At 39.7% G+C, this 25,540-nt stretch carries 23 protein-coding genes; 9 read left to right on the forward strand and 14 right to left on the reverse strand.

Annotated elements, in window-relative coordinates:
- The first annotated feature begins 168 nt into the window (after positions 1 to 168).
- Positions 169 to 504 carry a helix-turn-helix domain-containing protein gene (locus tag O0V13_RS16265; protein WP_268036030.1) on the forward strand — a complete coding sequence of 112 codons (336 nt, stop codon included), beginning with the start codon at positions 169 to 171 and terminating at the stop codon, positions 502 to 504.
- The gene (locus O0V13_RS16270; RefSeq protein ID WP_268036031.1) at positions 498 to 1,799 is read left to right on the forward strand and encodes a type II toxin-antitoxin system HipA family toxin; all 1,302 of its coding nucleotides are present in this window, start codon (positions 498 to 500) and stop codon (positions 1,797 to 1,799) included. The genes O0V13_RS16265 and O0V13_RS16270 overlap by 7 nt, the downstream gene beginning before the upstream one ends.
- Here the strand turns inward: O0V13_RS16270 and O0V13_RS16275 are convergent.
- Complete coding sequence (locus O0V13_RS16275) at positions 1,796 to 2,692, reverse strand: hypothetical protein (protein ID WP_268036032.1); 897 nt, start codon at positions 2,690 to 2,692, stop codon at positions 1,796 to 1,798. The two genes, O0V13_RS16270 and O0V13_RS16275, sit on opposite strands and share 4 nt — an antisense overlap.
- A gap of 117 nt (positions 2,693 to 2,809) precedes the next feature.
- Entirely contained in the window at positions 2,810 to 3,580 is a 771-nt protein-coding gene (locus tag O0V13_RS16280) for a YdcF family protein (protein WP_268036033.1), read from the reverse strand.
- Between the two features lie 228 nt (positions 3,581 to 3,808).
- On the opposite strand from O0V13_RS16280, the gene O0V13_RS16285 reads away from it, so the two are divergent.
- On the forward strand, positions 3,809 to 4,327 hold the full coding sequence (locus O0V13_RS16285; RefSeq protein WP_326492738.1) for a Uma2 family endonuclease: 519 nt from the start codon (positions 3,809 to 3,811) through the stop codon (positions 4,325 to 4,327).
- 90 nt (positions 4,328 to 4,417) lie between these two features.
- The gene (locus tag O0V13_RS16290) at positions 4,418 to 7,363 is read left to right on the forward strand and encodes an FAD-binding and (Fe-S)-binding domain-containing protein (protein ID WP_268036035.1); all 2,946 of its coding nucleotides are present in this window, start codon (positions 4,418 to 4,420) and stop codon (positions 7,361 to 7,363) included.
- A 23-nt stretch (positions 7,364 to 7,386) separates the two neighbouring features.
- On the opposite strand, the gene O0V13_RS16295 is transcribed toward O0V13_RS16290, so the two are convergent.
- From O0V13_RS16295 to hutH, 6 genes are all read right to left on the reverse strand, one after another.
- Positions 7,387 to 8,583 carry a 6-bladed beta-propeller gene (locus O0V13_RS16295; RefSeq protein ID WP_268036036.1) on the reverse strand — a complete coding sequence of 399 codons (1,197 nt, stop codon included), beginning with the start codon at positions 8,581 to 8,583 and terminating at the stop codon, positions 7,387 to 7,389.
- Positions 8,584 to 8,667: 84 nt separating this feature from the next.
- Entirely contained in the window at positions 8,668 to 9,486 is an 819-nt protein-coding gene (locus O0V13_RS16300) for a mechanosensitive ion channel family protein (protein ID WP_268036037.1), read from the reverse strand.
- A gap of 159 nt (positions 9,487 to 9,645) precedes the next feature.
- Positions 9,646 to 10,602 carry a formimidoylglutamase gene (hutG, locus tag O0V13_RS16305; RefSeq protein WP_268036038.1) on the reverse strand — a complete coding sequence of 319 codons (957 nt, stop codon included), beginning with the start codon at positions 10,600 to 10,602 and terminating at the stop codon, positions 9,646 to 9,648.
- Positions 10,603 to 10,714: 112 nt separating this feature from the next.
- Entirely contained in the window at positions 10,715 to 12,715 is a 2,001-nt protein-coding gene (locus tag O0V13_RS16310) for a urocanate hydratase (protein ID WP_268036039.1), read from the reverse strand.
- Between the two features lie 41 nt (positions 12,716 to 12,756).
- On the reverse strand, positions 12,757 to 14,010 hold the full coding sequence (hutI, locus tag O0V13_RS16315) for an imidazolonepropionase (protein ID WP_268036040.1): 1,254 nt from the start codon (positions 14,008 to 14,010) through the stop codon (positions 12,757 to 12,759).
- Between the two features lie 11 nt (positions 14,011 to 14,021).
- Positions 14,022 to 15,587, reverse strand: a complete 1,566-nt coding sequence (gene hutH, locus O0V13_RS16320; RefSeq protein WP_268036041.1) for a histidine ammonia-lyase — start codon at positions 15,585 to 15,587, stop codon at positions 14,022 to 14,024.
- A 93-nt stretch (positions 15,588 to 15,680) separates the two neighbouring features.
- Here hutH and O0V13_RS16325 point away from each other — a divergent pair, with 93 nt between their 5' ends.
- The 3 genes from O0V13_RS16325 (at position 15,681) to O0V13_RS16335 (ending at position 18,068) form a co-directional block, all read left to right on the forward strand.
- A complete protein-coding gene (locus O0V13_RS16325) occupies positions 15,681 to 16,547 on the forward strand; it encodes a LysR family transcriptional regulator (RefSeq protein ID WP_268036042.1) in 867 nt (288 codons plus the stop codon).
- Between the two features lie 63 nt (positions 16,548 to 16,610).
- Positions 16,611 to 17,135: a VanZ family protein gene (locus O0V13_RS16330; protein ID WP_268036043.1), complete on the forward strand. Its 525-nt coding sequence runs from the start codon at positions 16,611 to 16,613 to the stop codon at positions 17,133 to 17,135.
- A 153-nt stretch (positions 17,136 to 17,288) separates the two neighbouring features.
- Positions 17,289 to 18,068 carry a helix-turn-helix domain-containing protein gene (locus O0V13_RS16335; RefSeq protein WP_268036044.1) on the forward strand — a complete coding sequence of 260 codons (780 nt, stop codon included), beginning with the start codon at positions 17,289 to 17,291 and terminating at the stop codon, positions 18,066 to 18,068.
- Positions 18,069 to 18,073: 5 nt separating this feature from the next.
- Here O0V13_RS16335 and menD read toward each other — a convergent pair whose 3' ends face one another.
- Genes menD through O0V13_RS16350 form a run of 3 tightly spaced genes read right to left on the reverse strand, consistent with a single transcriptional unit; the run spans position 18,074 to position 21,389 of the window.
- Positions 18,074 to 19,762, reverse strand: a complete 1,689-nt coding sequence (gene menD, locus O0V13_RS16340; protein WP_268036045.1) for a 2-succinyl-5-enolpyruvyl-6-hydroxy-3-cyclohexene-1-carboxylic-acid synthase — start codon at positions 19,760 to 19,762, stop codon at positions 18,074 to 18,076.
- Positions 19,759 to 20,970 carry a chorismate-binding protein gene (locus O0V13_RS16345; protein WP_268036046.1) on the reverse strand — a complete coding sequence of 404 codons (1,212 nt, stop codon included), beginning with the start codon at positions 20,968 to 20,970 and terminating at the stop codon, positions 19,759 to 19,761. The genes menD and O0V13_RS16345 overlap by 4 nt, the downstream gene beginning before the upstream one ends.
- The gene (locus tag O0V13_RS16350) at positions 20,967 to 21,389 is read right to left on the reverse strand and encodes a hotdog fold thioesterase (RefSeq protein WP_268036047.1); all 423 of its coding nucleotides are present in this window, start codon (positions 21,387 to 21,389) and stop codon (positions 20,967 to 20,969) included. Before O0V13_RS16350 ends, O0V13_RS16345 begins: the two co-directional genes overlap by 4 nt.
- Positions 21,390 to 21,441: 52 nt before the next feature.
- Here O0V13_RS16350 and O0V13_RS16355 point away from each other — a divergent pair, with 52 nt between their 5' ends.
- The gene (locus O0V13_RS16355) at positions 21,442 to 22,065 is read left to right on the forward strand and encodes a histidine phosphatase family protein (RefSeq protein ID WP_268036048.1); all 624 of its coding nucleotides are present in this window, start codon (positions 21,442 to 21,444) and stop codon (positions 22,063 to 22,065) included.
- 12 nt (positions 22,066 to 22,077) lie between these two features.
- Here O0V13_RS16355 and O0V13_RS16360 read toward each other — a convergent pair whose 3' ends face one another.
- The 3 genes from O0V13_RS16360 to O0V13_RS16370 form a co-directional block, all read right to left on the reverse strand.
- Entirely contained in the window at positions 22,078 to 22,476 is a 399-nt protein-coding gene (locus O0V13_RS16360; RefSeq protein WP_268036049.1) for a hypothetical protein, read from the reverse strand.
- A gap of 104 nt (positions 22,477 to 22,580) precedes the next feature.
- Complete coding sequence (locus O0V13_RS16365) at positions 22,581 to 23,351, reverse strand: zinc ribbon domain-containing protein (protein WP_268036050.1); 771 nt, start codon at positions 23,349 to 23,351, stop codon at positions 22,581 to 22,583.
- A gap of 3 nt (positions 23,352 to 23,354) precedes the next feature.
- The gene (locus tag O0V13_RS16370) at positions 23,355 to 24,455 is read right to left on the reverse strand and encodes a Nif3-like dinuclear metal center hexameric protein (protein ID WP_268036051.1); all 1,101 of its coding nucleotides are present in this window, start codon (positions 24,453 to 24,455) and stop codon (positions 23,355 to 23,357) included.
- A gap of 41 nt (positions 24,456 to 24,496) precedes the next feature.
- Between O0V13_RS16370 and lpxK the strand changes: the two genes are divergently transcribed.
- Entirely contained in the window at positions 24,497 to 25,540 is a 1,044-nt protein-coding gene (gene lpxK, locus O0V13_RS16375) for a tetraacyldisaccharide 4'-kinase (protein WP_268036052.1), read from the forward strand.

Genomic DNA, 25,540 nt, shown 5'->3' on the forward strand with positions numbered 1-25,540 from the left:
GTATTATAATTCATTCATTGAATTCAATATGTTTTATTAATGAATTTTATCTCATTCATTAAATTGTAAATTCGCCAAATTTTTATTTCTCAAATCTCAAACCATATTTTCGTATGAAATATCATTCTTTATTAGTATTTTTAGGTATTAATGAATGATTAATAAGTCATGAATATCGCTAATTTATCAGATTTGGCAATTCTTCAATTGATAGGAGATTTTATCAAAAAGAAGAGAGTTGCATCCAATAAAACCCAAGATCGATTATCCGAGGAGGCTGGGATCAGCCGTTCTACGCTCAGTTTGTTGGAGCGAGGTGAAAAGGTCAATCTCATCACCCTGATTCAGGTTTTACGTGTTTTGGATGAGTTGCAGCTCTTGGAAGCTTTTGAAGTCAAATCTGAAATAAGTCCCATAGAATACATGAAGCTGCAGAAAAAGCAAGAGAGACAGCGGGTTCGTAATAGTGGTATGTCTGCTGAAAACCCACCGTCAGAATGGTAAGTGCTGCCGAAATTTGGATTTGGGGAAAAATGGTTGGAGCAGTTCTTTGGGATGAAGATTCTCAAATCGGACGTTTCGAATATGCCAATGATTTTTTGCGTTCAGGATGGGATATTTCTCCGGTCAAAATGCCTCTTTCTCAGGGAAAGCAGCTGTATTCATTTCCAGATTTAAGAATCAGCAGGAATGACTATGGGGATACTTTCAAAGGCCTACCCGGTTTGTTGGCAGATATGCTTCCTGATAAATATGGGAATCAACTGATTAATGCCTGGCTGGCTCAGAATGGAAGACCTTCGGATAGTTTGAATCCCGTTGAGTTACTTTGCTTTATTGGAAAGAGAGGAGTGGGAGCTTTGGAAATTCAGCCCCCCATGCGGAAAGAAACTACCAGAACCTCTGTGTTGGAGATCAATAGTTTGGTGGAGACAGCAAATAAAATATTGAATTCCAGAGAATCTTTTCAAACCGATTTATCCAAAGAGGAGGAACACGCACTGACAGATATTCTCAAAATTGGAACCTCAGCAGGTGGAGCCCGGGCAAAGGCTGTTATTGCCTATAACTCCAAAACTGGAGAGGTTAGAAGCGGTCAGGTAAAAGCTCCTGCTGATTTTTCCTATTGGTTGATCAAGTTTGATGGAGTTATGGATAGCCAATTTGGAGCTTCTTCCGGCTATGGAAGAGTGGAGATGGCTTATTACCTGATGGCTAAGGCAGCTGGAATCGAGATGAATGAATGCAGGCTTTTGGAGGAAAATGATAGGGCTCACTTTATGACTAAGCGTTTTGACAGGACAGATTCTGGAGAGAAAATCCATATGCAAAGTCTCTGCGCTATGCGTCATTTTGATTTCAACCGCGTAGGCGAATTTAGCTATGAGCAGGTATTTGAAACTATGCGAATGCTAAGGCTTTCGTATCCGGAAGCGGAGCAAATGTTTACCCGGATGGTATTCAATGTACTATCTAGAAATTGTGATGATCATACTAAGAATTTTGCCTTTCTAATGGATCGGGCCGGCAAATGGAGACTTTCACCGGCCTTTGATATTTGCTATGCCTACAGACCAGGTAGTCTTTGGGTGAGCAAGCAGTCACTTATGGTCAATGGAAAAAGAGAAAATATCACAGAATCGGATTTTTTGACTGTGGCTAAACAAATGAATATCAGAAAACCAGAGGAAAAAATCTCTCAAGTCAGGTCAGCTATTTCCAAATGGTCAGAGTTTGCCGAGGAAGTGAAAGTGGAACCTGTACTTAGAGATACCATTCAAAGCAACCTTTTGGTTTAATCTTTTGGCAGAACGCCGGTTCCTCTTAGATTGACTAATTTATTGAGGGTTTGGAACCAGAATGGTGCCCCAATGATTCCGGCAATTATTGAAAATATCAGGCCCAGCAGCTTGTTGATGATTTCTCTCATGGAGATCTCTCCGTCTCCTTTTTGCCAGCCAAATGGCAATTTGCTAGAGTCTATGGAAGCTTTGATTTCTCGAAGTTGCTGAATGTCCATTTTGATTTTTTGCTCAGTGCTTAAAGAATCGGCGTTTTCGACTCTAGAGTCAGTGTTTAGCTCTTGGATGGATTCACTGATTTGGTCAGCCAAAGCTTCAGATTCGGCTGGATGATTATAGAGATATTGAACGATATTGATGGTATCTACATTCAAAAGTAGGACTGTCCCAGTAGATATCATCACGATAAATAGTTGAGCTTTCTTTTTGTAAGTACCAGAAATTCTGTCCATACAGTCATTGAACCAACCTTCTATATCCCTTCTGACATCTTGAAGACCATTTTTGGCCTCTGCAATACTTTGAAGAAGCCGTCTTTTTAAATCTGCAGGGAGTTCAGAAGTTTTGACAGATTCCTGGAGGGATTCCAGATCATAGGGTTCCTCCTTTTTTTGATGAATCAAATCCAGTAGGACTCCAGAAAAAACCATAGAAGGAATGTAACTCGCTCTTCTTCCTATCGCTGTTAGTCCATCAATTAATCTGTGTTGCAATATTTTTTCACCCAATTGATGTTCCCGAAAAGTGTCTTTGATCCATGTTTCCAGATTATCTGCTCGCATATCCAAATAGTGAGCGATGAGTTCTTGGATGGTGGAGCAAGCCAATGCAATCAGGAAATAAATAAAGATCAAACCTATAACAAGGTTGAGAATAGCTGAAAAATCCATAAAAATAGAATCTAATGAAAAATTGTTAATATAGGTTCTATTTACGAATTATTGTATTGAAAATCAATAGTTTGAGATTTTTGGTTGGTTGTTTTTAAAGATGAAAAAGTGATTGTTTTACATATAACCAACCAATTTATAAACAATGATTCCAAGCCATTCTTTAAACAGTTTGGTCCAGTATTGAATAGAGTTTGAGTCCGGGAAAATCAGGGAAGGAATGTCATATTTGACATCATGGCTATAGTAATCGGTTGGAAAGGTTTCTGTTTTCAGCCCGACTTTATCAAAGCAACCTTTTGCTCTATACATGTGGAAAGCTGAGGTGATCAAGATAAATCCCTGATTTGTGTCAATCCCTTTCTTCACCAAAAAGTCCTTGGTGAACTGAGCATTTTGGGCGGTGTTTTTACTTTGATCCTCGATCCAAATATCTTCTTGCGGCATACCGGTCATGATCAGAAAACGCTGCAATAATTCTGCTTCAGATTGAGGATTGACAGGGTTTAGTCCCTGACCTCCTGTAATCAGGATCTTTTTAATTTTCCCCATCTGATACAATTGAAGGGCATGGGTGATTCGATCTGCTCCTTTATTGAAGAAGGTTCGATCATAGGCTGTTTTACTCAAATTGGTGACACCTGTCAGGACTATTCCGATTTCATGATTCTCTATCTCATCAAAGGATTTGAAATCTGGTTCCCAAGCCAATAAGGCTAGGTTTGAAAGGAAAGGATTCGTGAAAAAAATGAGTAAAATGATTCCAGTCCAAAGCATCTTCTTGCCCCATTTTCTTTTCAAAAAGATTGCTCCTCCTATGATCAGGATCAACAAAATCGTCAAAGGCATTGCTAGGAAACTCAAAAATTGGGAGAGGTAGAAAAACATGGATTTGAGATGGATTTGAAGCAAATAAAATATGGAATTGTTCAATTTTCAAATTAGAATTCAAAGGAATTAATTATTGATATGGAGGAATAATAACTTTAGATTTAGGTAATCAAGGAGTATAGATTGATTCGGAAGATATATAAACCCGAAGACAGGGTAGAAGACCCGGGTATCAATGCGGGACCATATTCCTATGCCGATTAGTTGACTTGGGAGTTCGATGAAATGGTTGAATTGATCCATGGGAAAATCTTTAAAAAGGCAGCAGCTGCTCCTCGCAGAAGTCACCAAATTGTTTCAGGGGCGCTTTTTTATCAGATTTTTAAATTTTTAGAAGGGAAAAAATGTCATGTGTATTCAGCCCCTTTCGATGTGAGATTCCCAAAAGAGTCCAAAGCTGATAAAGACGTATTCAATGTCGTCCAGCCTGATATTTCAGTGATTTGTGATCTATCCAAATTGGATGAAATGGGTTGCTTGGGAGCACCTGATTTGGTTGTAGAGATCCTTTCTCCTGCCAATAGTAAGACCGAGCTACGCTATAAATATTCTTTGTATGAAGAGTTTGGAGTTAATGAATATTGGATAATACACCCGATCGAATGCACCCTTTTGATTTATACATTGAAAGATGGGAGATTTCAATCTTCTAGGCCATATTCGAAAGGTGACGAAGTGCAATCGCAAGCTGTTCAGGGGTTTGAACTTGAGCTAGATGATATTTTCAAAGGTCTGGATGCCTAATCGATTTTTCTGTCAAATTAATTTTCAGGCAATTTTTATTTTCTCTTTCTTCCTGTTTCCGTAATCCCGTCCAGAAAGCTATTTTTGGACATGAGTTCAGACCAACCTAACCTATTGCCATTATTGCAAAAACTTTCAACCGAATTGGAAGGTGCTTTGCAATTTGATAGCCTTATCAAGACCCTTTATGCTACAGATGCTTCTGTTTATAGAGAAGTGCCTCTGGCGGTGTCTTTTCCTAAGTCAATCAAAGACATTCAAAAATTGATTCGATTTGCATCTGAGAACGGGACTTCACTGATTCCAAGGACTGCAGGGACATCACTGGCAGGGCAATGTGTGGGAAATGGGATTGTCGTGGACGTGTCTAAGAATTTCACTCAAATTCTCGAATTCAACAAAGAGGAGAGATGGGTTCGTGTACAACCTGGGGTTGTCCGGGATGAATTGAACCGTTTTTTGAAACCTCATGGACTTTTCTTTAGTCCTATCACATCCACTGCCAATCGTGCGATGATCGGTGGAATGGTTGGAAATAACTCTTCTGGTACCACTTCTATCGTTTATGGTGTGACCCGAGACAAAGTGATTTCCTTGAATACCATCTTAAGTGATGGGGAAGAGGTGACGTTTGGAGAGTTGACTAGGGATGAATTTGAGGCAAAAAAAGGACTGAATACTCTTGAAGGGAAGGTATACCAAGAGATTTTTCAAGAGCTTGAAAAGGAGGAAGCAAGGACGGAGATTCATGCGCAGTTTCCAAAAAAATCTATTCATAGAAGAAATACAGGTTATGCAGTAGATGAATTGTTGAAGTCGGAGATCTTTGAAGGAGAGGAGAAATTCAACTTTTGTAAACTTTTGACAGGCTCAGAAGGTACATTAGCCTTCACAACTGAAATCAAGGTGAGTTTGGATCCTCTTCCAGATCCGGTGGATATTGTGGTTGCGGCCCATTTTGAGACTATTCATGAAAGTATGAAGTCCTCTCAAGTCGCGATGAAACATCCTGCAGCTGCGGTGGAACTAATGGATAAAATAATTCTGGACTGTACCAAGGAAAGTATTGAGTACAGTAAAAATCGGGATTTTGTAGAAGGAGACCCTGAAGCTTTGTTGATGGTGGAGTTTCGAGGTAAGACCTTGGAAGAAGCCTTAGCAAAAGGTGAGGCTTTAGTAGCAGACTTGAAGGCAAATGGATTGGGATATGCTTATCCAGTAATTGGTCCAGAAAGGACGGCGTCCGCTTGGTCTTTGAGGGCCGCTGGTTTGGGATTACTTGCCAATATACCAGGGGATCCAAAAGCGGTGGCATGTATTGAGGATACCGCAGTGGATATTGAGGACTTGGCTGATTATATCGATCAGGTGGATGAAATGATGGAAGGTTTTAATCAGAAACCTGTTCATTATGCTCATGCAGGTGCTGGTGAGATTCACTTAAGACCGATTCTGGATTTGAAAACCAAGGAAGGGGTAGAAGATTTTTATAAAATTTCATTGGCTTCTGCAGAATTGGTGAAAAAATTCCAAGGCTCTCTTAGTGGGGAACATGGCGATGGAAGGGTTCGTGCCGCTTTTATTCCCTTGATGGTGGGAGAAAAGAACTATGAGCTGGTCCGGCGTATCAAGTTTACATGGGATCCGAAGAATATTTTCAACCCAGGTAAGATTGTCGACGCGGCTCCAATGAATGAATTTCTTCGCTATGAGCCAGGAATGGAAACACCCGTTCATAAAACTGAATTGGATTTTTCAGCGACAGGAGGGATTCTTCGGATGGCAGAAAAATGCAATGGCTCTGGAGATTGTCGTAAACTTCCAGGTTCTGGAGGGACGATGTGTCCATCTTATATGGCAACTCGAAATGAAAGGGATGCTGTTCGGGGTAGGGCTAATACACTACGTGAGTTTTTGACAAGAGGAGAAAAGGAAAATCCTTTCGATCATCCGGAGATCAAGGAAGCTATGGATCTTTGCCTAAGCTGTAAAGGATGTACCTCAGAATGCCCTTCCAATGTCGATATGGCAAGCATGAAGGCAGAGTTCCTATATCAGTACCAAAAGACGAATGGAGTTCCACTTCGCGCGAAGGCTTTTTCTCATATCAATGAATTGAATGAATTCGGTTCACTTGTTCCAGGAATAGCTAATTTCTTCCTCAATAACTCGGTGACGGGCGGAATGATGAAATCCATCCTGAACGTAGCTCCTGAGCGGAATCTGCCAGCAATTAGCTCTGTAAGTTTGAGGAAATGGTATAAAAAGAATTACGGTTCTCTTCCAGGAGCTGAAAAGCCTATCAAATCGGTTTATTTCTTTGTGGATGAATTTACCAATCACAATGATACTGAGATTGGGATCAAGGCTATTTCATTGTTGAAAAAGCTGGGCTATGATGTCCAAGTAATCGATCATCAGGAAAGTGGTCGTTCTGCCTTGTCTAAAGGTTTGCTTCCAAAAGCTAGAAAACATGCGGAAGCGAATGTAAAAGTTTTTGAAAAGCTGATTGACGGAAATACACCTTTGATCGGTTTGGAGCCCTCAGCCATTTTGAGTTTTAGAGATGAATATCCTCGGATAGTTGGCAAAGAATTGGTCGATGCTGCCAAAAAATTAAAGTTTCATGTCAAGCTAATTGATGAGTTTTTAGCTCAAGAAGCAGCTGCAGGAAATATCAAATCAGAATCTTTCACTTCTAAAGAGCAAAAGATCAAATTGCATGGGCATTGCCATCAAAAGGCACTCTCTTCAGTCCTTTGGACCCAAAAGATTCTTTCATTACCCGCCAACTATTCTGTAGAAACGATTCCAAGTGGATGCTGTGGAATGGCGGGAAGCTTTGGTTATGAAAAAGAGCATTATGAAGTTTCTCAGCAAGTAGGAGAGCTGGTTCTTTTTCCAGCTGTTAGAAAAGCTGATTCTGATACATTGATCGCTGCGCCAGGAACTTCCTGTAGACATCAAATCGCAGATGGTACAGGCAAGAAAGCCAAGCATCCAGTTGAGATACTTTGGGAAGCTCTAGCTATTTAAGCCAGGGCTTCCATTTTCATTGATTAATCGAACTTCACTTTGTATTTGATCAGAATAGGGTCTTCGAATCCATTAAGTTCAGATAATTGTTTTTCTAGAACTTCTCCAAAAGTACCAAAAGAGCCCTTCTCCAAAGCATATATCCAGTCTTCAGTTTGGAGAACATCGTAGAAATAACCGTCTTTGGCATCACCAAACCCATTGGACCATCCTGCCAAAGAAGGGAACGCGACAGCTTTTTGACTTTCATGATCGATGAATACTTCATGGATAGGAAAGCTACGCATATTTGACATTTCCATATCGGGATTGGGAGACAAGGCAAAGGTCTTGATTTTTGAAATTGAATCGGTATACTGGATTTTTCCCATATTGAATGCATAGGGTTGGTTGACAACAGTAGACTCAAAATCTTGCGCATCCATATTTAAGTCATCTTTCGCCATCTTTCGATCACCAAAATCGATAACAGAGAACGCTTCTGTTTTTCCTTCCTTGAACAAAAAGAGAGTGTCTGAAAATGCATAATTCAAGACATGAGTTTTAGTATCAATTTGAGCGATTTCACCTTCACTGATTTCTGCAGTTAATGCGGTTGCTCGCATAGGAAGATCGGAAATGCTATTTGTAGCTGAGTTGTAAGTTTTAAAAACCGGATAAGTCCCATTTTCATCCAATTCACCCATAAACATCGGGGACAGTAGCCATTTTCCGGGAGAATATTCTAAAAAGGTCAATAAGAAAGGGAATGATTCACTTAGCTTTTGACTTCCGATAAATTCGAAATCAGGAAGTAGAAAAGATTTGAGAACGCCGCTTCCAACCGAAATAGTCAAAGTATCTTGAATTAGGTTCATTCCTTGAATAAACTGGTATTCTTCTGGGCCATCTCCTGCTTTATCTATGGTTTTAAGATGTTCTCCAGCAAGATCAAAAAGGTGGATTTTGGCATCAGGATTACAGATTGTAGAATAGATCATCCTTTCATCTTGTACCAGCAATCTCCATACGCTGCAATTCAAATTAACAGGGGAATCTGAATCGTTTTTTAATGGGATAAACTCGATGGACTCAATAGCCTCATCAAAAGGTACAATAGTACTTTCATTGATCTGGACATTTATTGATTTTTTACTTTCCTCATGCTTGGTTGTGCATGAGTATAGAACAATTCCTGAGAAAAGGAATGTCAAAAATGGGGAGCTTAAAAATTTCTTCATGGATTGAAACTAATTCAACCAAGCTAAAAAAGAAAAGACTGGGAACTAAGTCCCAGTCTTTTAATTCATTTTAACAGAAGCAGATTATGCCTTCCCTTCCGGATAAAAATGATGTACATCTCTTTGAGGGAATGGTATTCCGATTCCAGCTTGATCAAATGCTTTTTTGATGTTTTCCTGCATGTAAAAATGGACATTCCAGAAATCTTCAGTTTTACACCATGGCCGAACAGCAAAATTCACTGAAGAATCACCCAGTTCGGAAACCAAAATATCAACTGGCTGTGATTGGTCAATAAATTCACATGAGGCGGCTACCTTTTCAATGACACTCCTTGCTTGATCAATATCAGCTCCATAGCTGATTCCAAAAGTCATAGGTACTTTTCTTATTGGATTCATTGTCAAGTTTTCCAATGGGTTCGATGCTATCGCTCCATTTGGAACGATGATGACTCTATTGTCCAATGTGGTCATTATCGTATTGAAAATCTGGATTTCTTTGACTGTACCAGAATATCCATTGGTTACGATGAAATCTCCAACTCGGAAAGGCTTAAAAAACAAAATTAGGATTCCAGCCGCCATATGGCTGAGATTCCCTTGCAAAGCCAAACCAATAGCAAAGGCTAAAGCCGAGAATATGGCAATAAATGAAGTTACTTCAATTCCAAACATGGATGCAGCACTCAAAAGCACCAAAAGCTTCAGAGTGATGTTGATCATGGAATTTAGGAAAGGAGCAAGGGACTTGTCCACATTGTTCTTTTCCATAGATTTTTTGATTTTGGAGGAGATCAATCCTGCAATCCAAAACCCAATAACCAGGGTGATAATGGCTCCTAAAACTTTGGGAGCATAGGTGTAGACTTGGTCTAAAATTTTTGAAATATCAAAATCCATAGTTGAAAATTGTTTGGTAAAACAGAGTATGGAATGTTCTGTTTTACAATTAAAATTTTAATTGACTCAAACAATTTGATTAATTTTTCTGTAGGGGAAAAATAAAATGGATGGAAATATGTGTTTTTTAAAGTGGAATTAACTGTTTCTTAATAATTATTAGGAGAATATTTTTCTAAGTAAATATTCAATACATCTCGCGGCCAATCTTGCGGTAGCATTATCTTGATCAAACCTCGGATTTAATTCAACCACATCAAGTGAGATCATTTTTTTGCTTTTTGCGATCAACTCAAAGACTTTAAATGCAATCTGAGGATTGAAGCCCATCGGAGAAGGAGCGGATACTCCGGGAGCAAATGCCGAAGCAAATCCATCCAAATCAATCGTGAGATAAACCTTATTCACTGAATCCAAAAACCAGATGATTTGCTCCTCGATGTATTCCCAATTTTGAAGTCGAAATTGCTCCATTACCAAATAATTGGCATTTACATTTTTGGCAGTATTAAAGAGGGATTGGGGGTTGGCTGCCCGCTGGATACCTAAAGCTAAATACCGGAACTGATCAGGGAATTCTTCATATAATTGATAAAATGGAGAGCCTGAATGTCCCTTTCCATTGACCAAAGGTCTAAGATCAAAATGGGCATCTAGGTTGATAATACCCAACTTTTCTCCCTTAGGGTGTAAATGTTGTAGAATGCCCTTTCCATGCGCGTACGCCAAATCATGACCACCTCCTAAAAGGACAGGAAAATGCTTGTTTCTAAGCAAATCAAGGACTGTTTCAGAGATTTTTTGCTGGGTACTTTCCAAGTCATTGCCTGAAGTCACTATGTCTCCATAATCAAGAATCTGACTATTATCATTCAAATGAAAGGCAGTTCCGGCTAGAAACTTGCGAATCAAATCAGGTCCTTCTTTTGCTCCGGGCCTTCCCTGATTTCTCTTGACTCCTTCTTCTCCCGGATAACCTAAAATGCCTATTTTCCTGCCTGTTTCTGATGAAAAATTGAAGTCTGATATGCATTGGACAAACTGGTACCAATATTCAGGTTCTGAGGTTTTTCTTCCTGTCCAAATTTCCTGATTCGGGTTTTGATGTAGGCTCATGGATAAATGGTTTTAATAAAAGTAAGAAACAAGTTTGCTCTTTTTTTGAAAATGAAAAAAGCCTTGAAAGGAAAAGAATCCAATTCAAGGCTTTACGACAAATTATCCCTGATTAGTCGATGTTTTGCAAAATTGATTCATCCACCAAGTTTGGAAGAGTGACTTTCAATGAAGGAGTTCTATCCATTTCTCTTTGGATGGCTTCCAAAGACCCCGAATTTCTTGCCCAAGCTCTTCTTGCAATTCCATTGTTGACGTCGTAGAAAAGCATGGATTTGAGGTTGTTTTCTGCCTTTTGACTGCCGTCCAAAACCATCCCAAAACCACCATTAACCACTTCTCCCCAGCCAACGCCACCACCATTATGGATAGAAACCCAGGTAGCACCTCTGAAGCTGTCTCCAATCACGTTTTGGATTGCCATATCAGCAGTGAACCTACTTCCATCATAAATATTGGATGTCTCGCGAAAGGGTGAGTCAGTACCACTGACATCATGATGGTCTCTTCCCAAAACGATAGGGGCAGAAATTTCCCCTGAAGAAATCGCTTGGTTGAAAGCTTGGGCAATTTTAGCTCGACCTTCAGCGTCCGCATATAAGATTCGGGCTTGAGAACCAACCACCAATTTATTCTTCTCAGCTTCTTCGATCCAAGTGATATTGTCCTGCATTTGCTGCTGAATTGAAGCAGGGGAGGAATGCATGATTTCTTTCAAAACTGAAGCAGCAATTTGGTCAGATTTTCTTAGATCCTCGGATTTTCCTGAAGTACAAACCCATCGGAATGGACCAAATCCGTAATCAAAACACATCGGTCCCAAAATGTCCTGAACATAGCTTGGATAGCGGAAATCAATTCCATTCCCCGCCATTACATCTCCTCCAGCTCTGGATGCCTCTAAAAGGAATGCATTTCCATAATCAAAAAAGTATGTCCCTCTAGCCGTATGTTTGTTGATGGCGGCAGCATGCCTACGGAGAGATTCCTGAACTTTCTCTTTAAAAAGCTCAGGGTTTTCGGCCATCATTTCATTCGATTCTTCCAAAGAAAGCCCAACTGGATAGTAACCTCCGGCCCAAGGATTATGAAGGGAAGTTTGATCTGAACCCAATTCAATAAATAGGTTTTCAGTATCGAATCTCTCCCAAACGTCTACGATATTTCCTATAAAAGCGATGGATACAACTTCTTCATTTGTTTTTGCTTTTTGAACTCGATCAACCAAAGTATCCAAGTCATCGATCAATTCGTCCACCCACCCTTGCTCATGACGTTTGGTTGCAGCGCTTGGATTGACTTCAGCACAGATAGTAATACAGCCTGCAATATTTCCCGCTTTAGGTTGGGCGCCGCTCATTCCTCCTAAGCCAGCGGTTAAAAAGATTTTCCCATTAGGGCTAATTCCTGAACCTAATTTCTTCCGAAAAGCATTCATTATAGTGATGGTTGTCCCATGAACGATTCCTTGTGGTCCAATGTACATGTAAGAACCCGCCGTCATCTGTCCATATTGAGTGACTCCTAAGGCGTTGAATTTCTCCCAATCCAATGGCTTGGAATAATTAGGAATCATCATCCCATTGGTCACGATTACTCTTGGGGCATTTGCTGAAGAAGGGAATAGTCCCATGGGATGTCCAGAATACATGTGGAGAGTTTGCTCCTCCGACATCTCGGACAAGTATTTCATGGTCAGCAGGTATTGTGCCCAGTTTTGGAATACCGCACCATTTCCACCGTATGTGATCAATTCTTCAGGATGCTGCGCAACTGCAGGATCTAAATTGTTTTGGATCATCAACATAATGGCTGCCGCAGATTTGCTTTGAGCAGGATACTCTTCGATTGGTCTGGCATACATTTCATATTCTGGCATAAATCGATACATATAGATTCTACCAAAATCTTTAAGTTCATCCATGAATTCCTGAGCTAAAACTGAATGCCATTCTTTGGGAAAATATCTCAAGGCATTGCTCAAAGCCAACTTTTTCTCATCAGAAGAAAGAACATCTTGCCTTTTTGGAGCATGGGAAATTGAGGCGTTTCTTACTTTTTTTGGAGGGAATTGAGAGGGGATTCCTTGCTTGATATGTTCTTGAAAAGTCATGAGGTTGATTTTCTAAATATGGGAAATTGGGCTTAGTGGGCTTATTTTTTAGGAGTGGGTACTTTTTTTCCAGATTTCCAGACCTGAGCTGGTTTTAATTTTCCCTGTTGGTAGAGTATTTCCTGGTAATTGGAAGTGGGGTATAAGACAAAATCTGCCTTTTGACCAGCTACTAATTTCCCTCGATCTTGAAGTCCAAGGGCTGCAGCAGCTCTAAACGTGATTCCTGCAAAAACTTCGGCGGTGCTTAATTTTTCAAAAGTTGCCAAGATCGAAGCTTGTGTAATCAAATCTCCCATTGGGGCAGAGCCGGGATTCCAGTCTGTGGCAATTGCCAAAGAGCCCCCTAGATCCAAAAGTTTTCTTGCCGGCGTAAATCCACACCCGAGACCTAAAGAAGCACCGGGAAGCGCAACTCCGATAGTGTTTGATTTTGCAAGTCTCTGAATATCTTCATCAGTAGAAGCCTCCAAATGATCGGCAGAAATAGCACCAACCTGGACCGCCGCTTCGGATCCACCAGAGCTGAATTGGTCTGCATGGACGGTCAAATCAAAGCCCATTTCTTTGGCCTTTTGGAAATAGGGTAAAATCTGCTCCGGTGAAAAAGCCGATTTCTCCACAAAAGCATCTACCCGCTTACTTAATTTTTCTCTTTTGAGGAGAGGAAGAAGTCGTTTGACCAACTCTTCTAAATATTCATCGGTTGTTCCCTGAAAATCTTTGGGTAGCATATGGGCCGCAAGACAGGTTGAAATCAAATCAGCTTTGGTTTTGGCCTGGGCTTTATGAATAGCCGTTAGCATCTTGATTTCTTCCAAAGTAGAAAGGCCGTAGCCGCTTTTCACCTCAATGGTCGTAACACCTTCTCGTAGATGTCTATCAGCTCTTTCTGTAATGCCTTTTGCCAGTTCTGAGGCACTTAATTTCCTTGTTTGGGTAACCGTATCCCAAATTCCACCTCCTGAAGCTGCAATCTCCAGATAGGATTTTCCAGCATTTCGCATAGCAAAGTCTTTTGCTCTGCTACCACCAAAACAAATATGAGTGTGACAATCAACTAAGCCAGGAATCGCTACGAAATCCTGATTTAGGTCAACTCTCATTACTTCTGATAAGTCTGACCTTTTTCGAAGGTCTTCATATTGGCCAACCTCAAGGATTCTGTCATCTTCGATAAGTATTCCTCCCTTAGAAATCACCTCCAATTGGTCGTCAGTGATAGCTCCCTTTTGTGGTAAGCCTTTCAAGCTTACCAACTGATGGATAGGACCAATTAACTTTTTGTTTTTCATGGAGTTTGGGTTTAATATTCAAACTTTTCAGTCCAAGGAGTATCAAATTCTAAGCCTTCCTCCTCAGCCACTTGATGTGCGAGAGATATCAATTCCCCTGAGCGAATCAGTTCAATAGCAGTTTCCATGTCCTCGTACATGACTCTGTCAGAAACAACCGGAGGAATCAATTTTCGAACCTTCTCATAGATTGCTGTCATGATTTTACCTGATTTCATAGGAGCATGATAATCCATTGCCTGTGCTGCGTAGAAAAGCTCAATTCCGAGGATTTTCTCCACATTTTCTATCACTCGCAATGCCTTTCTTCCTCCGATACTTCCCATACTTACATGGTCTTCCTGTCCCAAAGAGGTAGGGATGGAGTCCGCAGAAGCGGGAAAGCATAAACCTTTATTTTCAGATGCCAAAGCAGCTGTTGTGTATTGAGGAATCATCAGGCCGGAGTTTAGACCTGTTTCCTTCAAAAGAAGTTTTGGAACTCCTGGAGTATCTCCTTCAATGGAAAGATAAATTCTACGGTCAGAAATATTTCCGATTTCAGAGGCTGCAAGACATGCGTAATCTAATGTCAAAGCGATCGGTTGCCCATGGAAATGACCTCCGGAAATGGTGTGATTCTCATCAAAAACAACCGGGTTGTCTGTCACGGAGTTGATTTCAATTTCCAAGGTATCCTTTACATGCAACCAAGCATTCCAGCTAGCTCCATGTACCTGAGGCATACATCTCAAAGAATAGGGATCCTGAACTCTGGCACAATTGATATGGGAATTGACAATCTCTGATTCATGGAGCAGATTCAATATAGTCTGAGCCACATGTTGATTTCCAGCAAAAGGTCTCAATTGATGCAATTCTTCAGAAAATGGCTTGACAGATCCCATCAAACCTTCGATCATCATGGCTCCTGAAATACTTGCATGAGTCAGAACATTATGGAGTCTTTCGACAATCTTCATCCCATGAGCTGCCATGAATTGTGTACCATTGATCAAAGCAAGTCCTTCTTTCGGCCCTAAAGACAAAGGTTCTTTATGGAATTCTCCCAAAACCTCTTTGGTAGGAAGAAAACGGCCATGATGCCATACTTTTCCATACCCAATCAAAGGCAAAAACAAGTGGGACAAAGGAGCCAAATCTCCTGAAGCACCTACTGATCCCTGTATTGGTACTAAAGGCACCAAATCAACTTCCAGCATCCAATGAATTCGCTGTATAGTTTCAAGACGAATTCCAGAAAATCCCTGAGCCAATGCATGGATTTTCAAAACCATCATCAATCTGGCGATTTCCAAATCAACAGGTTCACCCACGCCAACCGCATGACTTTTCAGAAGGTTTTCCTGAAGGGTGGTTGTATCTGCAGAAGAGATTTTCGAAGTACAAAGCGGACCGAAACCGGTATTGATTCCATAAACAGCCTTTTCTCCTTGAGCGATTTTGGCTACAGCTTCCGACGAAGCCTCAATTTTTTTGATAGTTTCTGGGCTGAAAACTCCTTTGATTTCCCTTCGAGCTAATTGAATAGCTTTGGAAGCTGTAAGATGGTCCTGACCAAAATTGAAAGTAGACATGAAGATGGGTTTATATTCTGATTCAAAGATAGGGACTTTGATTGATGCTTTTTGATACTATATTTGTCAATATTTGATAACTGATAGGTATCAATGGAGCTAAGACATTTACAATATTTTAAGGCTGTAGCTGAGGAGTTAAACTTTCGAAAAGCAGCAGATCGATTGTTTATTTCCCAACCGGGATTGAGTAGGCAGATCCGCCAATTGGAAGAACTATTGGGAGTTCAGCTTTTTGAAAGAGATCAAAAGCATGTGCAGCTCACACCTGCAGGAGTATACTTGAAAGGGGAAGTGGATTTCGTATTAAATCACCTTGAAACTACTCGTACCCAATTGAAGCAGATTGACTCTGGAAAAATAGGGGAATTGAGGATTGGCTTTTTAGGGTCAGCATCCAATCGGGTTTTGCCGGATTTATTACAAAAGCTCAATGAGAAGCAGCCCGGAATTACCACCAGTCTGGAGGAGCTCAGCAATGCCATGCAGGTAGAGATGATTCAAAAGGATAGATTGGATTTGGGGTATGTTCGTATGGCGATAGTCCCAGAAGGTTTGAGTAAAAAGACTGTTCTAAAGGATTCATTCTCAGTCGTAGTGCCGTTGGACCATGGAGTCAACTCTTCTAATTTCAATAGTCTATCCCAATTTTCAGAGGAAGCTTTTATTCTTTTTTCGAGTGATTATAGCAAGTATTATTATGATCAAATTATGGGGATTTGTAGAGATGCTGGCTTTTCTCCACAGATCAGACATAAATCTGTCCATGCTTTAACCATTTTTAAATTGGTAGAAAATAGAATGGGAGTTGCCATCGTACCAACTTCTCTGAAAGAGGGATATGAGTTGAAAGTTCGATTTTTGGAGATACCGAATACCAGTCAATATACAGAGCTTTCTGCCATCTGGAAACCGGAAAACAGAAATCCAGCTTTGAAGCGGGTATTGGCATTATTGTAGTGTAAATTGAATTACAAGGATTCCAATTTCTAGTTTTTTAAAAGAATAAGCTATAAATCAAAAGTGACTAAAGAGATTGCAAAGGGAAATCAGTCCAATCAACTGACTAGGATTTTATTAATAATTTATCTGATAGTATTGGTTTGGATCATTTTGTTCAAAATGGGAGTAAGTTTTTCCTATATGGAAGAAAGAAGAATCAATCTGATTCCATTTGCAAATGGCTATTACACCCTGACTGAAACCATTATGAATGTGGTGATTTTTATTCCTCTTGGTTTATACGCTCATATTTTGTTCCGAAGGAAATCGTTTGTTTGGTCAGTACTTTTCTTTTTTTTGGTCAGCTTGATTGCAGAGACTCTTCAAGTTATCATCAAAACAGGAGTGTTTGATGTTACCGATTTATTGACTAATACCACAGGGGGAATTGTAGGTTATCTGCTTATCTCACTTTTTGAAAAGGTTACTTCCAAACCATTGAAGGTCCAAAAGATCCTGAATATCCTTGCTTCAATCTGTACAATTTTGGTTATTTCATTGTTGGTTTTGCTGAAACTCAATATGCTTCCAGTAAGATTTCAATAACTTGAATCAAGCAACAATATTTTTGAAAAACCCTCTAAATAGGCCTTAAACCTAAATGTCGGGCAAATGTCGGGTGAAAACCGAGTTGTTTTCGTCCTCTTATAATCAATGAACTGAGAAATTGCCATGGTTAAATCAAAATCACAATTCACAATGAAGCAACCAGAATTAGGTAAAAAAATCTCAGAATGGAGAAAGGCCAAGGGAATGACCCAAGAGGAGTTAGTCGAAAAATGCAATTTGAATGTAAGGACCATCCAGCGGATAGAAGCTGGAGAAGTCATGCCCAGAAGCTATACGATCAAGGCATTGATGGAGGCATTGGAAATAGAGTGGGAGACTTCATCTGAATTTGAAAAAGCTTCATCTTCTGTTTTTCCGAAAACCCCTTCCAAGATCCTTTTGATCAGTATACTTTTCGGGGTTTTGTATCTGCTTTCTATTTTTTTTGAATTCGGTTTGGACATGGCATATATCCAAAAATCGATTTCAGCTATTAACTATATCCCTTATAAAATAGTTATTTTCATTTTCTATTTGATCTTCATGCTTCCCATATTCAATATCGCCTGGGGACTTAAATCTAGGTGGATGAAAACTGGAGTTTGTCTTTTGGTGATCGCCAAATTTGTAGCCTATATAGTTTCTTTTTTTGTGATCGCTAATGATTCTTTGAATCATCAATTTTCTTATATGATACCAAGTATGATTCCTTGGGGAGTTGGATATATCTTGTTGGGTTACCAATTAACCAAAATTGAAATTAGCTTTCCGGAGGAAGTAAAACTCATTGGAATTCTAGGAATTGTTTCTGGATTTTTAATTCTTTCAATTATAGGAGGGATTTTGGCACCCTTTACTTCTTTTGTATTTGAATTGGGACTTTTATATATCTATTTCAAGCTTTTCAATTCAAAGATGGTGATGGCTTAATTTGATTAATTTTCACCTAATTCAGATTTTATTACCCCTTTCAGTTTTTTCAACTGCTGCTCATTGAGGCTGCTTTCACTTTCAATCTCCAGGATTTTTGGATGGATACTTGGAGAATAGAAATCCTGTAATGCTTCAGTCAGGGATTTTTGATCCGAAACTTTTGTGTAGTTGAAATGGAAATCTTTTGCCAAACTCTCCGCCGTTAAGGCTTGTTTGGTTTCGAAGTATTCCTCCAATTCTGGTTGTTTCTTTGGCCCGTCAATCATTCTGAAAATGCCGCCTGCATGGTTGTTCAGCAGGATGATTCTAAGATTCGGCATGGAGTAGTTGTGCCAAAAGGCATTTCGGTCATAGAAGAAGGCCAAATCACCTGTAATCAGTGTGACTGGATCTTTGGTGGTAAACGTACAACCTACTGCAGTGCTATTGGATCCGTCTATTCCACTGGTCCCTCGATTGCAATAGATTTCTTGAGTTCTTGCTCCCAATTGATTCAGGTAGCGAACAGACATGGAATTGGCAACGTGGATTTTTGAGCTTTTAGGTACATAAGAAAGTACGGTTTTCAAGGCTGAAAACTCGCCAAATTCTAGTTCCTGAAAAGCTGTTTCCAGAAGTTGATCGGTTTGGCAATTCAAATCATGCCATCTAGCGTAATAGCTTTCCTCTTGAGATGAAATATGCTCCAAGAACCAAGAAAGAAAATCCTCAGGTGAAGCAGGAACCAATTGACTTAAAGACTGAAATACATCTTTCCCTTTTCCATCTTCTTGAATATGCCAATGTACAGCATTCGCTTCTCTAAGGAACAGCTTCAAAGGCTTAGAAATAATGGATTTTCCAAAGCTGATGATCAAATCAGGATTTAATTCCAGATTCAAATCTTCATTTCCAACAAAATGATCATGAAGATTAATCGTTTCCTCCGACTGCATGTTGGAAATGGTGTCGGTGATAACTACCACATTTTTTTCTTTGGAAATCTTATCTAAAAGAACTTGAATCTCTGGATTTGGGTTTTGTTGACCTGCTAGAATAAGAATTCTCTTTTGATCTTTTAGCTGACTTAGAAGCTGAATTTTAGATTCAGAAGAGAGCTCAATATTGCTAGAACACAAATGTGTGATTTTGGGATTTTCAGGAAACTGAAACTTCTCATTTTCGGAAGGGTAAAAAGGTTCTCTTAAAGGAATGTTGATGTGAACGGGACCCTTTGGAAAACTTTGACTTAGATTGATCGCCTCATTACTGATTCTGCTTGCCCAGGCTATTTGATCTGGATGTGAATAAGAATCCGGAAACTGAAAGCTCCCTTTTACATGCTTTCCATAGACTTCCGGTTGGAAAATCGTCTGTCCATCCCATTGATCAATCCATTCTGGAGGTCGATCTGCCGTTAGAATAAGCAATGGGATATTCTGGAAAAAAGCTTCTGCCACAGCAGGAAAGTAATTCAGTGCGGCAGATCCCGAGGTGCAAACCAACACGACTGGCTCATCCAATTGCTGAGCCATACCCATTGCTATAAAAGCCGCGGAACGCTCATCAGATATAGTTCTTGCGTGTATTTCAGGATGCCTTGCAAAGGCTAAAGTCAAAGGAGCACAACGTGATCCAGGGGATAAAATGACGTTTTTGATGCCTTTTTTGGCACAAATAGCCACTAGATCGATAATGGGTTGTAAGATCAAGCTTGGGATTTTTGAATGAATTTACCGATGATTTCGCATTTCATTTCAGTCTCTTCCCATTCTTTTTGTGGATCTGATTCTTCGGTAACTCCAGCGCCTGCATAAAGAGTGACTTTTCCATCTTGGAAGGAAGCTGTTCTCAAATTGACAAAAATGGAAGTTTCATCTTGAATATTTACCGGACCAATAAAGCCAGCATAAAATGAGCGATCAAAACCCTCGAATTTTTTCAAGAAATCATGAGCTTCTTTACGAGGCATGCCACAAACTGCTGAAGTGGGATGAAGCAATTCCAACATGATTGACCCCAATTGTGGGAAGTTGGTTGCTTTCATATTCACTCGGAAATCTGAACGCAAATGAAGTAGGCTTCCTGCCATCACAGTTTTAGGTCCATGTTCCTCGTATTCTCTTAGGCGGATTCTTTTGAAGCAATCCACTATGTATCGGCAAACCAAAGCTTGTTCTTCGATTTCTTTTTGAGTCCAAGCGGCTGTTTTAAGCGGGTTTTCTCCTTTTGCAGCCTGTGTTCCTGCCAATGACATGGTAAAAAACTCATCGCCTTTGGTTTCTATCAAAACCTCTGGGCTTGCTCCAAGCCAAGTGCCGATTTTTGGAATGTGGAAGAAGTTGACAAAGGAGTTAGGAGAAGATTGAAGAAGATTTTTGATGGCGATGGCCAAATCAAAATTCTCAGGGATTTCAAAACTTTTTGTTCTCGCAGGAACAACCTTTTCTAAGTAACCATCCTGAATGGATTGGATACTTTTCTCTACCAATTCAATGAAATGCTCTTGAGACTCACCATCCTTATTTTTTGGATAAGAGTTAGAAAGCACATTGATTCTCTGGACAGATTTTAAATATTCCTGATGAGAAATGTCTGTTGCTACTTTTGTCCATTCAGGAAGGTCTTCTTTTTGAATTTGCTGATCCAGCTTCCAATTCCAATAGTGAGTAGCTTCAATGAAAAAAGCTTGCTTATCTTCTTGGTCCTCAAATGGATGTACTATGAATCCTGAAGGTAACTGCTCTAGTTGTAAATTGACTTTTCTGGGGGTTTCCTGTCCATCGAAAATTAATTCTAAGGTATTGGATTTAGGTTTTCTCCAGATGGCAAATGAGCCGCCTGATGCAAATCCTGCATTGAGGATTTGGTCTAATACTTGAGTAATGGAAAGCGACTTTGAAACGATAGATTCGATCATTTTCTATCTAAAATTGCAAGGGTGATTCTACTGATGCAGCAAAGGTCTTTTGCTTCATTATAAATTTTTATTTCCCAAACTTGAGTTGATTTGCCTACATGAATGGGACTTACCCGACCAGTAACGTGACCTTCTTTGGCAGATTTAAGATGGTTTGCGTTGATTTCCAACCCTACACAGACCTGCTTTTCTAAATCTAAAGTCAATGTTCCCGCGATAGAACCCAGTGTTTCGGCAAGTACAACGTTTGCACCTCCATGTAACAAGCCCATAGGCTGTTTGGTTCGATGATCGACAGGCATGGTCGCTTCAATGAAATCATTACCTATCTCGGTGAATTTGATTCCAATGAACTGGACCATATTATTGGTCCCCATTTTATTTAGTTGGTCTAGAGAAGGCTTTGAACGAAAGACCATGAATTTTGACGGGATTTGTTTTTCTTTGGGCTTGAGACAAAAATAAAGAATCTTGAATCGAAAAAAAATTTACTTAGTACGCCACGGACAGACTGATTTTAATTTGAAAGGTGTCGTCCAAGGCTCAGGCATAGATGCACCTATCAATGATACAGGAAGAGCGCAAGCAAAAGCATTTTTTGAAGCGTATCAAAACGTGCCTTTTGACCAAGCGTATCATACGGCATTGATTAGAACCAGACAGTCGATTGAATCATTCATTGAAAAGGGAATTCCTACAGAAACATTGCCTGAATTGAATGAGATTTCTTGGGGAGATTATGAAGGGACACCAATGACACCTGAGGAAAGTCAGTACTATCAGCACATGCTTCACCAATGGCAGCAGGGTAATTTGGATTATGCGATTGCAGGTGGGGAAAGTCCCAATACTGTTGCCGAGAGAATGAGCAAAGGGATACAAAAAATCTTAGATGGTCCAGGCGAAACGGTTTTGGTGTGTATGCACGGTAGGGCTATGAGAATCTTCCTTAGTTTGATTTTCAACTATGACCTGCGATTCATGGATCAATTCGAGCATAGCAACCTTTGCCTGTATTTATTGGATCAATTGGAAGACGGAACCTTCGTCCTCAAAAAAGGGAATGATAGAGAGCATTTAAAAAGCCTTGGATAAACCTAGCTAAGGTTACTGGGCTTTTTGATTTCTTTTGGAATTCTCTTGATTTTGGTGTGCTTCCAAATAAACCTCCATGGTCTTTTTGCTTTCAGTAATATCAAAAAGTCTAAATGCAATTTCTTGCAATTTAATAGCTGAATTTTTACCAGTATCAATCAAGAAGTCCCCGAGAAAGCACTCATCAAAATCACAAGATGGGATTTCGATCAATAAAGCTAGCTCCGAATTACCAGAATAGGTTTTCGTATCAAACAAAGAAAATTGGGATTCAATCTCTTTTAAATTGGTCTGATGTGACTTTAATTCTTTGGATTTGAAAAGAACCAAAAATGTTTTGGTATCGTCTTCATTGGCCCAAGATAAATTAAAGGTTATCAGAGTGAACAGGGTGATTAACAGTACTCTCATAGCTTTCAATATAAAAATTAAAAAGCTTGAAATCCAAAAGAGCCTCTAAAAAAAGTGCAATAAAAAACCCCGAAGATTCGGGGTTTCTTTTTCTAGGTATGAAATTAAGACCTTGCGGTTCTTTTTCTCTTTGGTGCTGGTTCTTCGACGATTTCGTCTTCAACTCCTGCAAGGATTCTTCCACAGTGCTCACAAACGATCAATTTTTTCTTTTCACGAATGTCTGCTTGTCTTTGTGGTGGAACAGTGTTGAAACATCCGCCACAAGCCCCTCTTTTGACCATAACAACTGCCAAACCGTTTTTGGCATTCGCTCTGATTTTGGTGTAAGATTTCAATAACCTTTCTTCCACCTTTTTCACAGCCTTCTCACGATCTGCATTTAATTTAGCCTCTTCGTTTTCGCTTTCAGAGATGATGGTAGATAGCTCGTCCTTTTTCAAATCAAGGTCTTTCTGTCTATCCTTCATTACTTCTGTTAACTCATCCAAATCGTGCTTTTTGGTGTCAATTCTAACGCCAGCTTCTCCAATTTTCTTCTTGGCAACTTGAATCTCAAGATCTTGAAGTTCCAACTCTTTAGTGATCGCATCGTACTCACGGTTGTTTCGTACATTCATCTGCTGTTCCTGATATTTCTTAATCAGTTTTTCAGATTCTTTAATGCTATCCTTCAAAGCTTTGATCTCATCTTCGAAAGATTGGATCTCGTTGTTGAATTTTTCAAGTCTAGTTTCGTAGCCAGCGATTTCATCTTCTAGATCCTGAACTTCCTCAGGAAGTGCTCCACGGACTTTAATTATGGAATCTAATCTTGAATCTATAAGCTGAAGGTTATGAATTGCCTCGAGTTTTTGTGCTACTGTACTTTCCATGTACTATCGGTAGGATGTGGGATTTGTAACTACTTTTGTCAAATAGAGTGCAATATTAGGAAAATTTTGTGACAATAGTTCGCCAAGTAATTCTTTTGTGAAAATTTCGCTCTCATAATGTCCGATATCACAAAGAATTAATTGGCTGTCGGCATCAAAAAACTCGTGGTATTTCACGTCAGAGGTAATAAATACATCAGCTCGGGCTCTTTTTGCATCATTCAAAAGAAAAATTCCTGCACCTCCACAAACAGCGACTTTTTTAATCTTTTTACCTAAAAAAGACGTGTGTTTGAATGTTTTCAAGTTCATTTTTGCTTGAAGGTGATCCATGAATTGGTCTTCAGTCATTTCTTCAGAAAGACTTCCTACCATTCCAGCTCCGACTTCTTGGTTTAGGTTCTCAAGATTTTGAAGATAGTATGCTACTTCCTCATAAGGATGGGCTGTTTTCATGGCATTGATCACTTTGCTGCTGAGATAGGATGGAAGAATGACTTCTGCTCTAATTTCAGCTACATATTCAGGAGTTCCTTTCTTGCCAATATGAGGGTTGGCTTTCTCGGAAGGAGTGAAAGTCCCCATTCCTTTGATTTGAAATGAGCAATCCTTGTATTCACCAATTTGACCTGCTCCGGCAGCATATACAGCATCCAATACCTCTTGTTTGTTTTCTTCAGGCACAAAAAACACTAGCTTTTGAAGCAATTGTTTTTTGGGTTGGAGGATCTGGGTATTGGTTAGGTCCAATCGATCGGAAATTCTCTTATTTACTCCATGAGTTACATGGTCCAAATTCGTGTGGATTGCGTAGATTGCGATATCATTTTTAAGGGCTTTGATGACAGTTCTTTCGACGTAATTTTTTCCAGTAAAGCTTTTTAAACCCTTGAAAACGATGGGGTGATGTGCTACAATCAGGTTAGCTCCCAGTTTAATGGCTTCCTCTACAATAGCTTCTGTACAATCTAAGCTGCAAAGGACCCCAGTAATCTCGGCTTCTCGGTTGCCCGTGATCAAAGTTGCATTGTCGTAGGATTCCTGATAGGCAGGAGGAGCCTGCTGTTCTAAAAATGAAATTACTTCCCGAATCTTATATCCCATAAATTTTTGGTTTATTTGGTCAAAAATACAAAATCTAAGGAATGCATCCTTTGGCATTTTTACTTTATCCATTTGCTCTTTTATTCGGAGGGATCACTCGCCTCAGGAATTTCCTTTATGATCAGGGTATTCTAAAATCTCATCAATCCCAAACTCCCAGCATCCTAGTGGGGAACCTGAGAGTCGGAGGGACAGGGAAGACTCCCATGGTGGAATTTTTGATTCGAGCATTTAAGGATGAAAAAAAATTAGCGACTCTTTCTAGAGGATACGGCCGGAAAACCAAAGGCTTTTTGCAAGCTATACCTGATTCGAGTCCTGGCTACATAGGAGATGAACCTTTCCAGATTTATCAAAAATTCGGAAATGAAATCAACGTATTTGTAGGAGAGGACAGAGTTCAGGCAGAAAATATAATTCATCAATTTCCCGATCGGCCAGAATTATTGATTTTGGATGATGCCTTTCAGCATCGTTCTTTCAAAGCCCATTTCTCTATTTTGCTGAGCACTTGGGATGATCCGTTTTTCAAAGATTACCTAATGCCAATGGGACGCTTGAGAGAAAGCCGAAAAGGGGCAAAAAGAGCAGACGTTGTGGTGATTTCTAAAAGCCCTGAAAGAATTGAAACTGATCAAAAGAATGAAATTATCCGTGAGGTAGGCAAGTATGCTGGCTCTGAAAAACCAGTTTTGTTTTCTTCCATCGGTTATGGAGGTCCAGTTCCCATTTCAGAACAAGATCTGTTTTCCAAAAAAGTGATTTTATTTAGCGGAATAGCTCAGACTGAAATTTTAGAAAGGTATTGTAGAGAAAATTTTGAAGTATTAAACTTTCATAAATTTCCGGATCACCACGACTATACTGAAGAGGATTTAGCCAAATTGAAAAGAGAATCGGAAAGCTATCCAAAAGATGAAGTCGTTTTTCTGACCACAGAAAAAGATGGAGTCAAAGTAAAAAACTTGCTTCCAAATGGTTTTTTGGGAGAAATTCCGATTTTTGTCCTGCCAATTCAGGTGGTCTTTTCTCCTGAGGATGAGCAAAAACTAATTGATCTAATCCAACAAAAAGTCTTTACCTAA

The organism is Algoriphagus sp. PAP.12 (assembly GCF_026652115.1).
Taxonomy (GTDB): domain Bacteria; phylum Bacteroidota; class Bacteroidia; order Cytophagales; family Cyclobacteriaceae; genus Algoriphagus.

Bases quoted from the DNA above. Each gene is read 5' to 3' on its own strand.
- O0V13_RS16300 (WP_268036037.1), bottom strand. From the start codon at position 9,486: ATGGATTTTGATATTTCAAAAATTTTAGACCAAGTCTACACCTATGCT.
- O0V13_RS16360 (WP_268036049.1), bottom strand. From the start codon at position 22,476: ATGAGAGTACTGTTAATCACCCTGTTCACTCTGATAACCTTTAATTTA.
- O0V13_RS16325 (WP_268036042.1), top strand. From the start codon at position 15,681: ATGGAGCTAAGACATTTACAATATTTTAAGGCTGTAGCTGAGGAGTTA.
- hutG (WP_268036038.1), bottom strand. From the start codon at position 10,602: ATGAGCCTACATCAAAACCCGAATCAGGAAATTTGGACAGGAAGAAAA.
- O0V13_RS16290 (WP_268036035.1), top strand. From the start codon at position 4,418: ATGAGTTCAGACCAACCTAACCTATTGCCATTATTGCAAAAACTTTCA.
- O0V13_RS16285 (WP_326492738.1), top strand. From the start codon at position 3,809: ATGGTTGAATTGATCCATGGGAAAATCTTTAAAAAGGCAGCAGCTGCT.
- lpxK (WP_268036052.1), top strand. From the start codon at position 24,497: ATGCATCCTTTGGCATTTTTACTTTATCCATTTGCTCTTTTATTCGGA.
- O0V13_RS16365 (WP_268036050.1), bottom strand. From the start codon at position 23,351: ATGGAAAGTACAGTAGCACAAAAACTCGAGGCAATTCATAACCTTCAG.
- hutH (WP_268036041.1), bottom strand. From the start codon at position 15,587: ATGTCTACTTTCAATTTTGGTCAGGACCATCTTACAGCTTCCAAAGCT.
- O0V13_RS16265 (WP_268036030.1), top strand. From the start codon at position 169: ATGAATATCGCTAATTTATCAGATTTGGCAATTCTTCAATTGATAGGA.
- O0V13_RS16335 (WP_268036044.1), top strand. From the start codon at position 17,289: ATGAAGCAACCAGAATTAGGTAAAAAAATCTCAGAATGGAGAAAGGCC.
- O0V13_RS16345 (WP_268036046.1), bottom strand. From the start codon at position 20,970: ATGATCGAATCTATCGTTTCAAAGTCGCTTTCCATTACTCAAGTATTA.
- O0V13_RS16280 (WP_268036033.1), bottom strand. From the start codon at position 3,580: ATGTTTTTCTACCTCTCCCAATTTTTGAGTTTCCTAGCAATGCCTTTG.
- O0V13_RS16270 (WP_268036031.1), top strand. From the start codon at position 498: ATGGTAAGTGCTGCCGAAATTTGGATTTGGGGAAAAATGGTTGGAGCA.
- O0V13_RS16350 (WP_268036047.1), bottom strand. From the start codon at position 21,389: ATGGTCTTTCGTTCAAAGCCTTCTCTAGACCAACTAAATAAAATGGGG.
- hutI (WP_268036040.1), bottom strand. From the start codon at position 14,010: ATGAAAAACAAAAAGTTAATTGGTCCTATCCATCAGTTGGTAAGCTTG.
- O0V13_RS16310 (WP_268036039.1), bottom strand. From the start codon at position 12,715: ATGACTTTTCAAGAACATATCAAGCAAGGAATCCCCTCTCAATTCCCT.
- O0V13_RS16275 (WP_268036032.1), bottom strand. From the start codon at position 2,692: ATGGATTTTTCAGCTATTCTCAACCTTGTTATAGGTTTGATCTTTATT.
- O0V13_RS16370 (WP_268036051.1), bottom strand. From the start codon at position 24,455: ATGGGATATAAGATTCGGGAAGTAATTTCATTTTTAGAACAGCAGGCT.
- O0V13_RS16295 (WP_268036036.1), bottom strand. From the start codon at position 8,583: ATGAAGAAATTTTTAAGCTCCCCATTTTTGACATTCCTTTTCTCAGGA.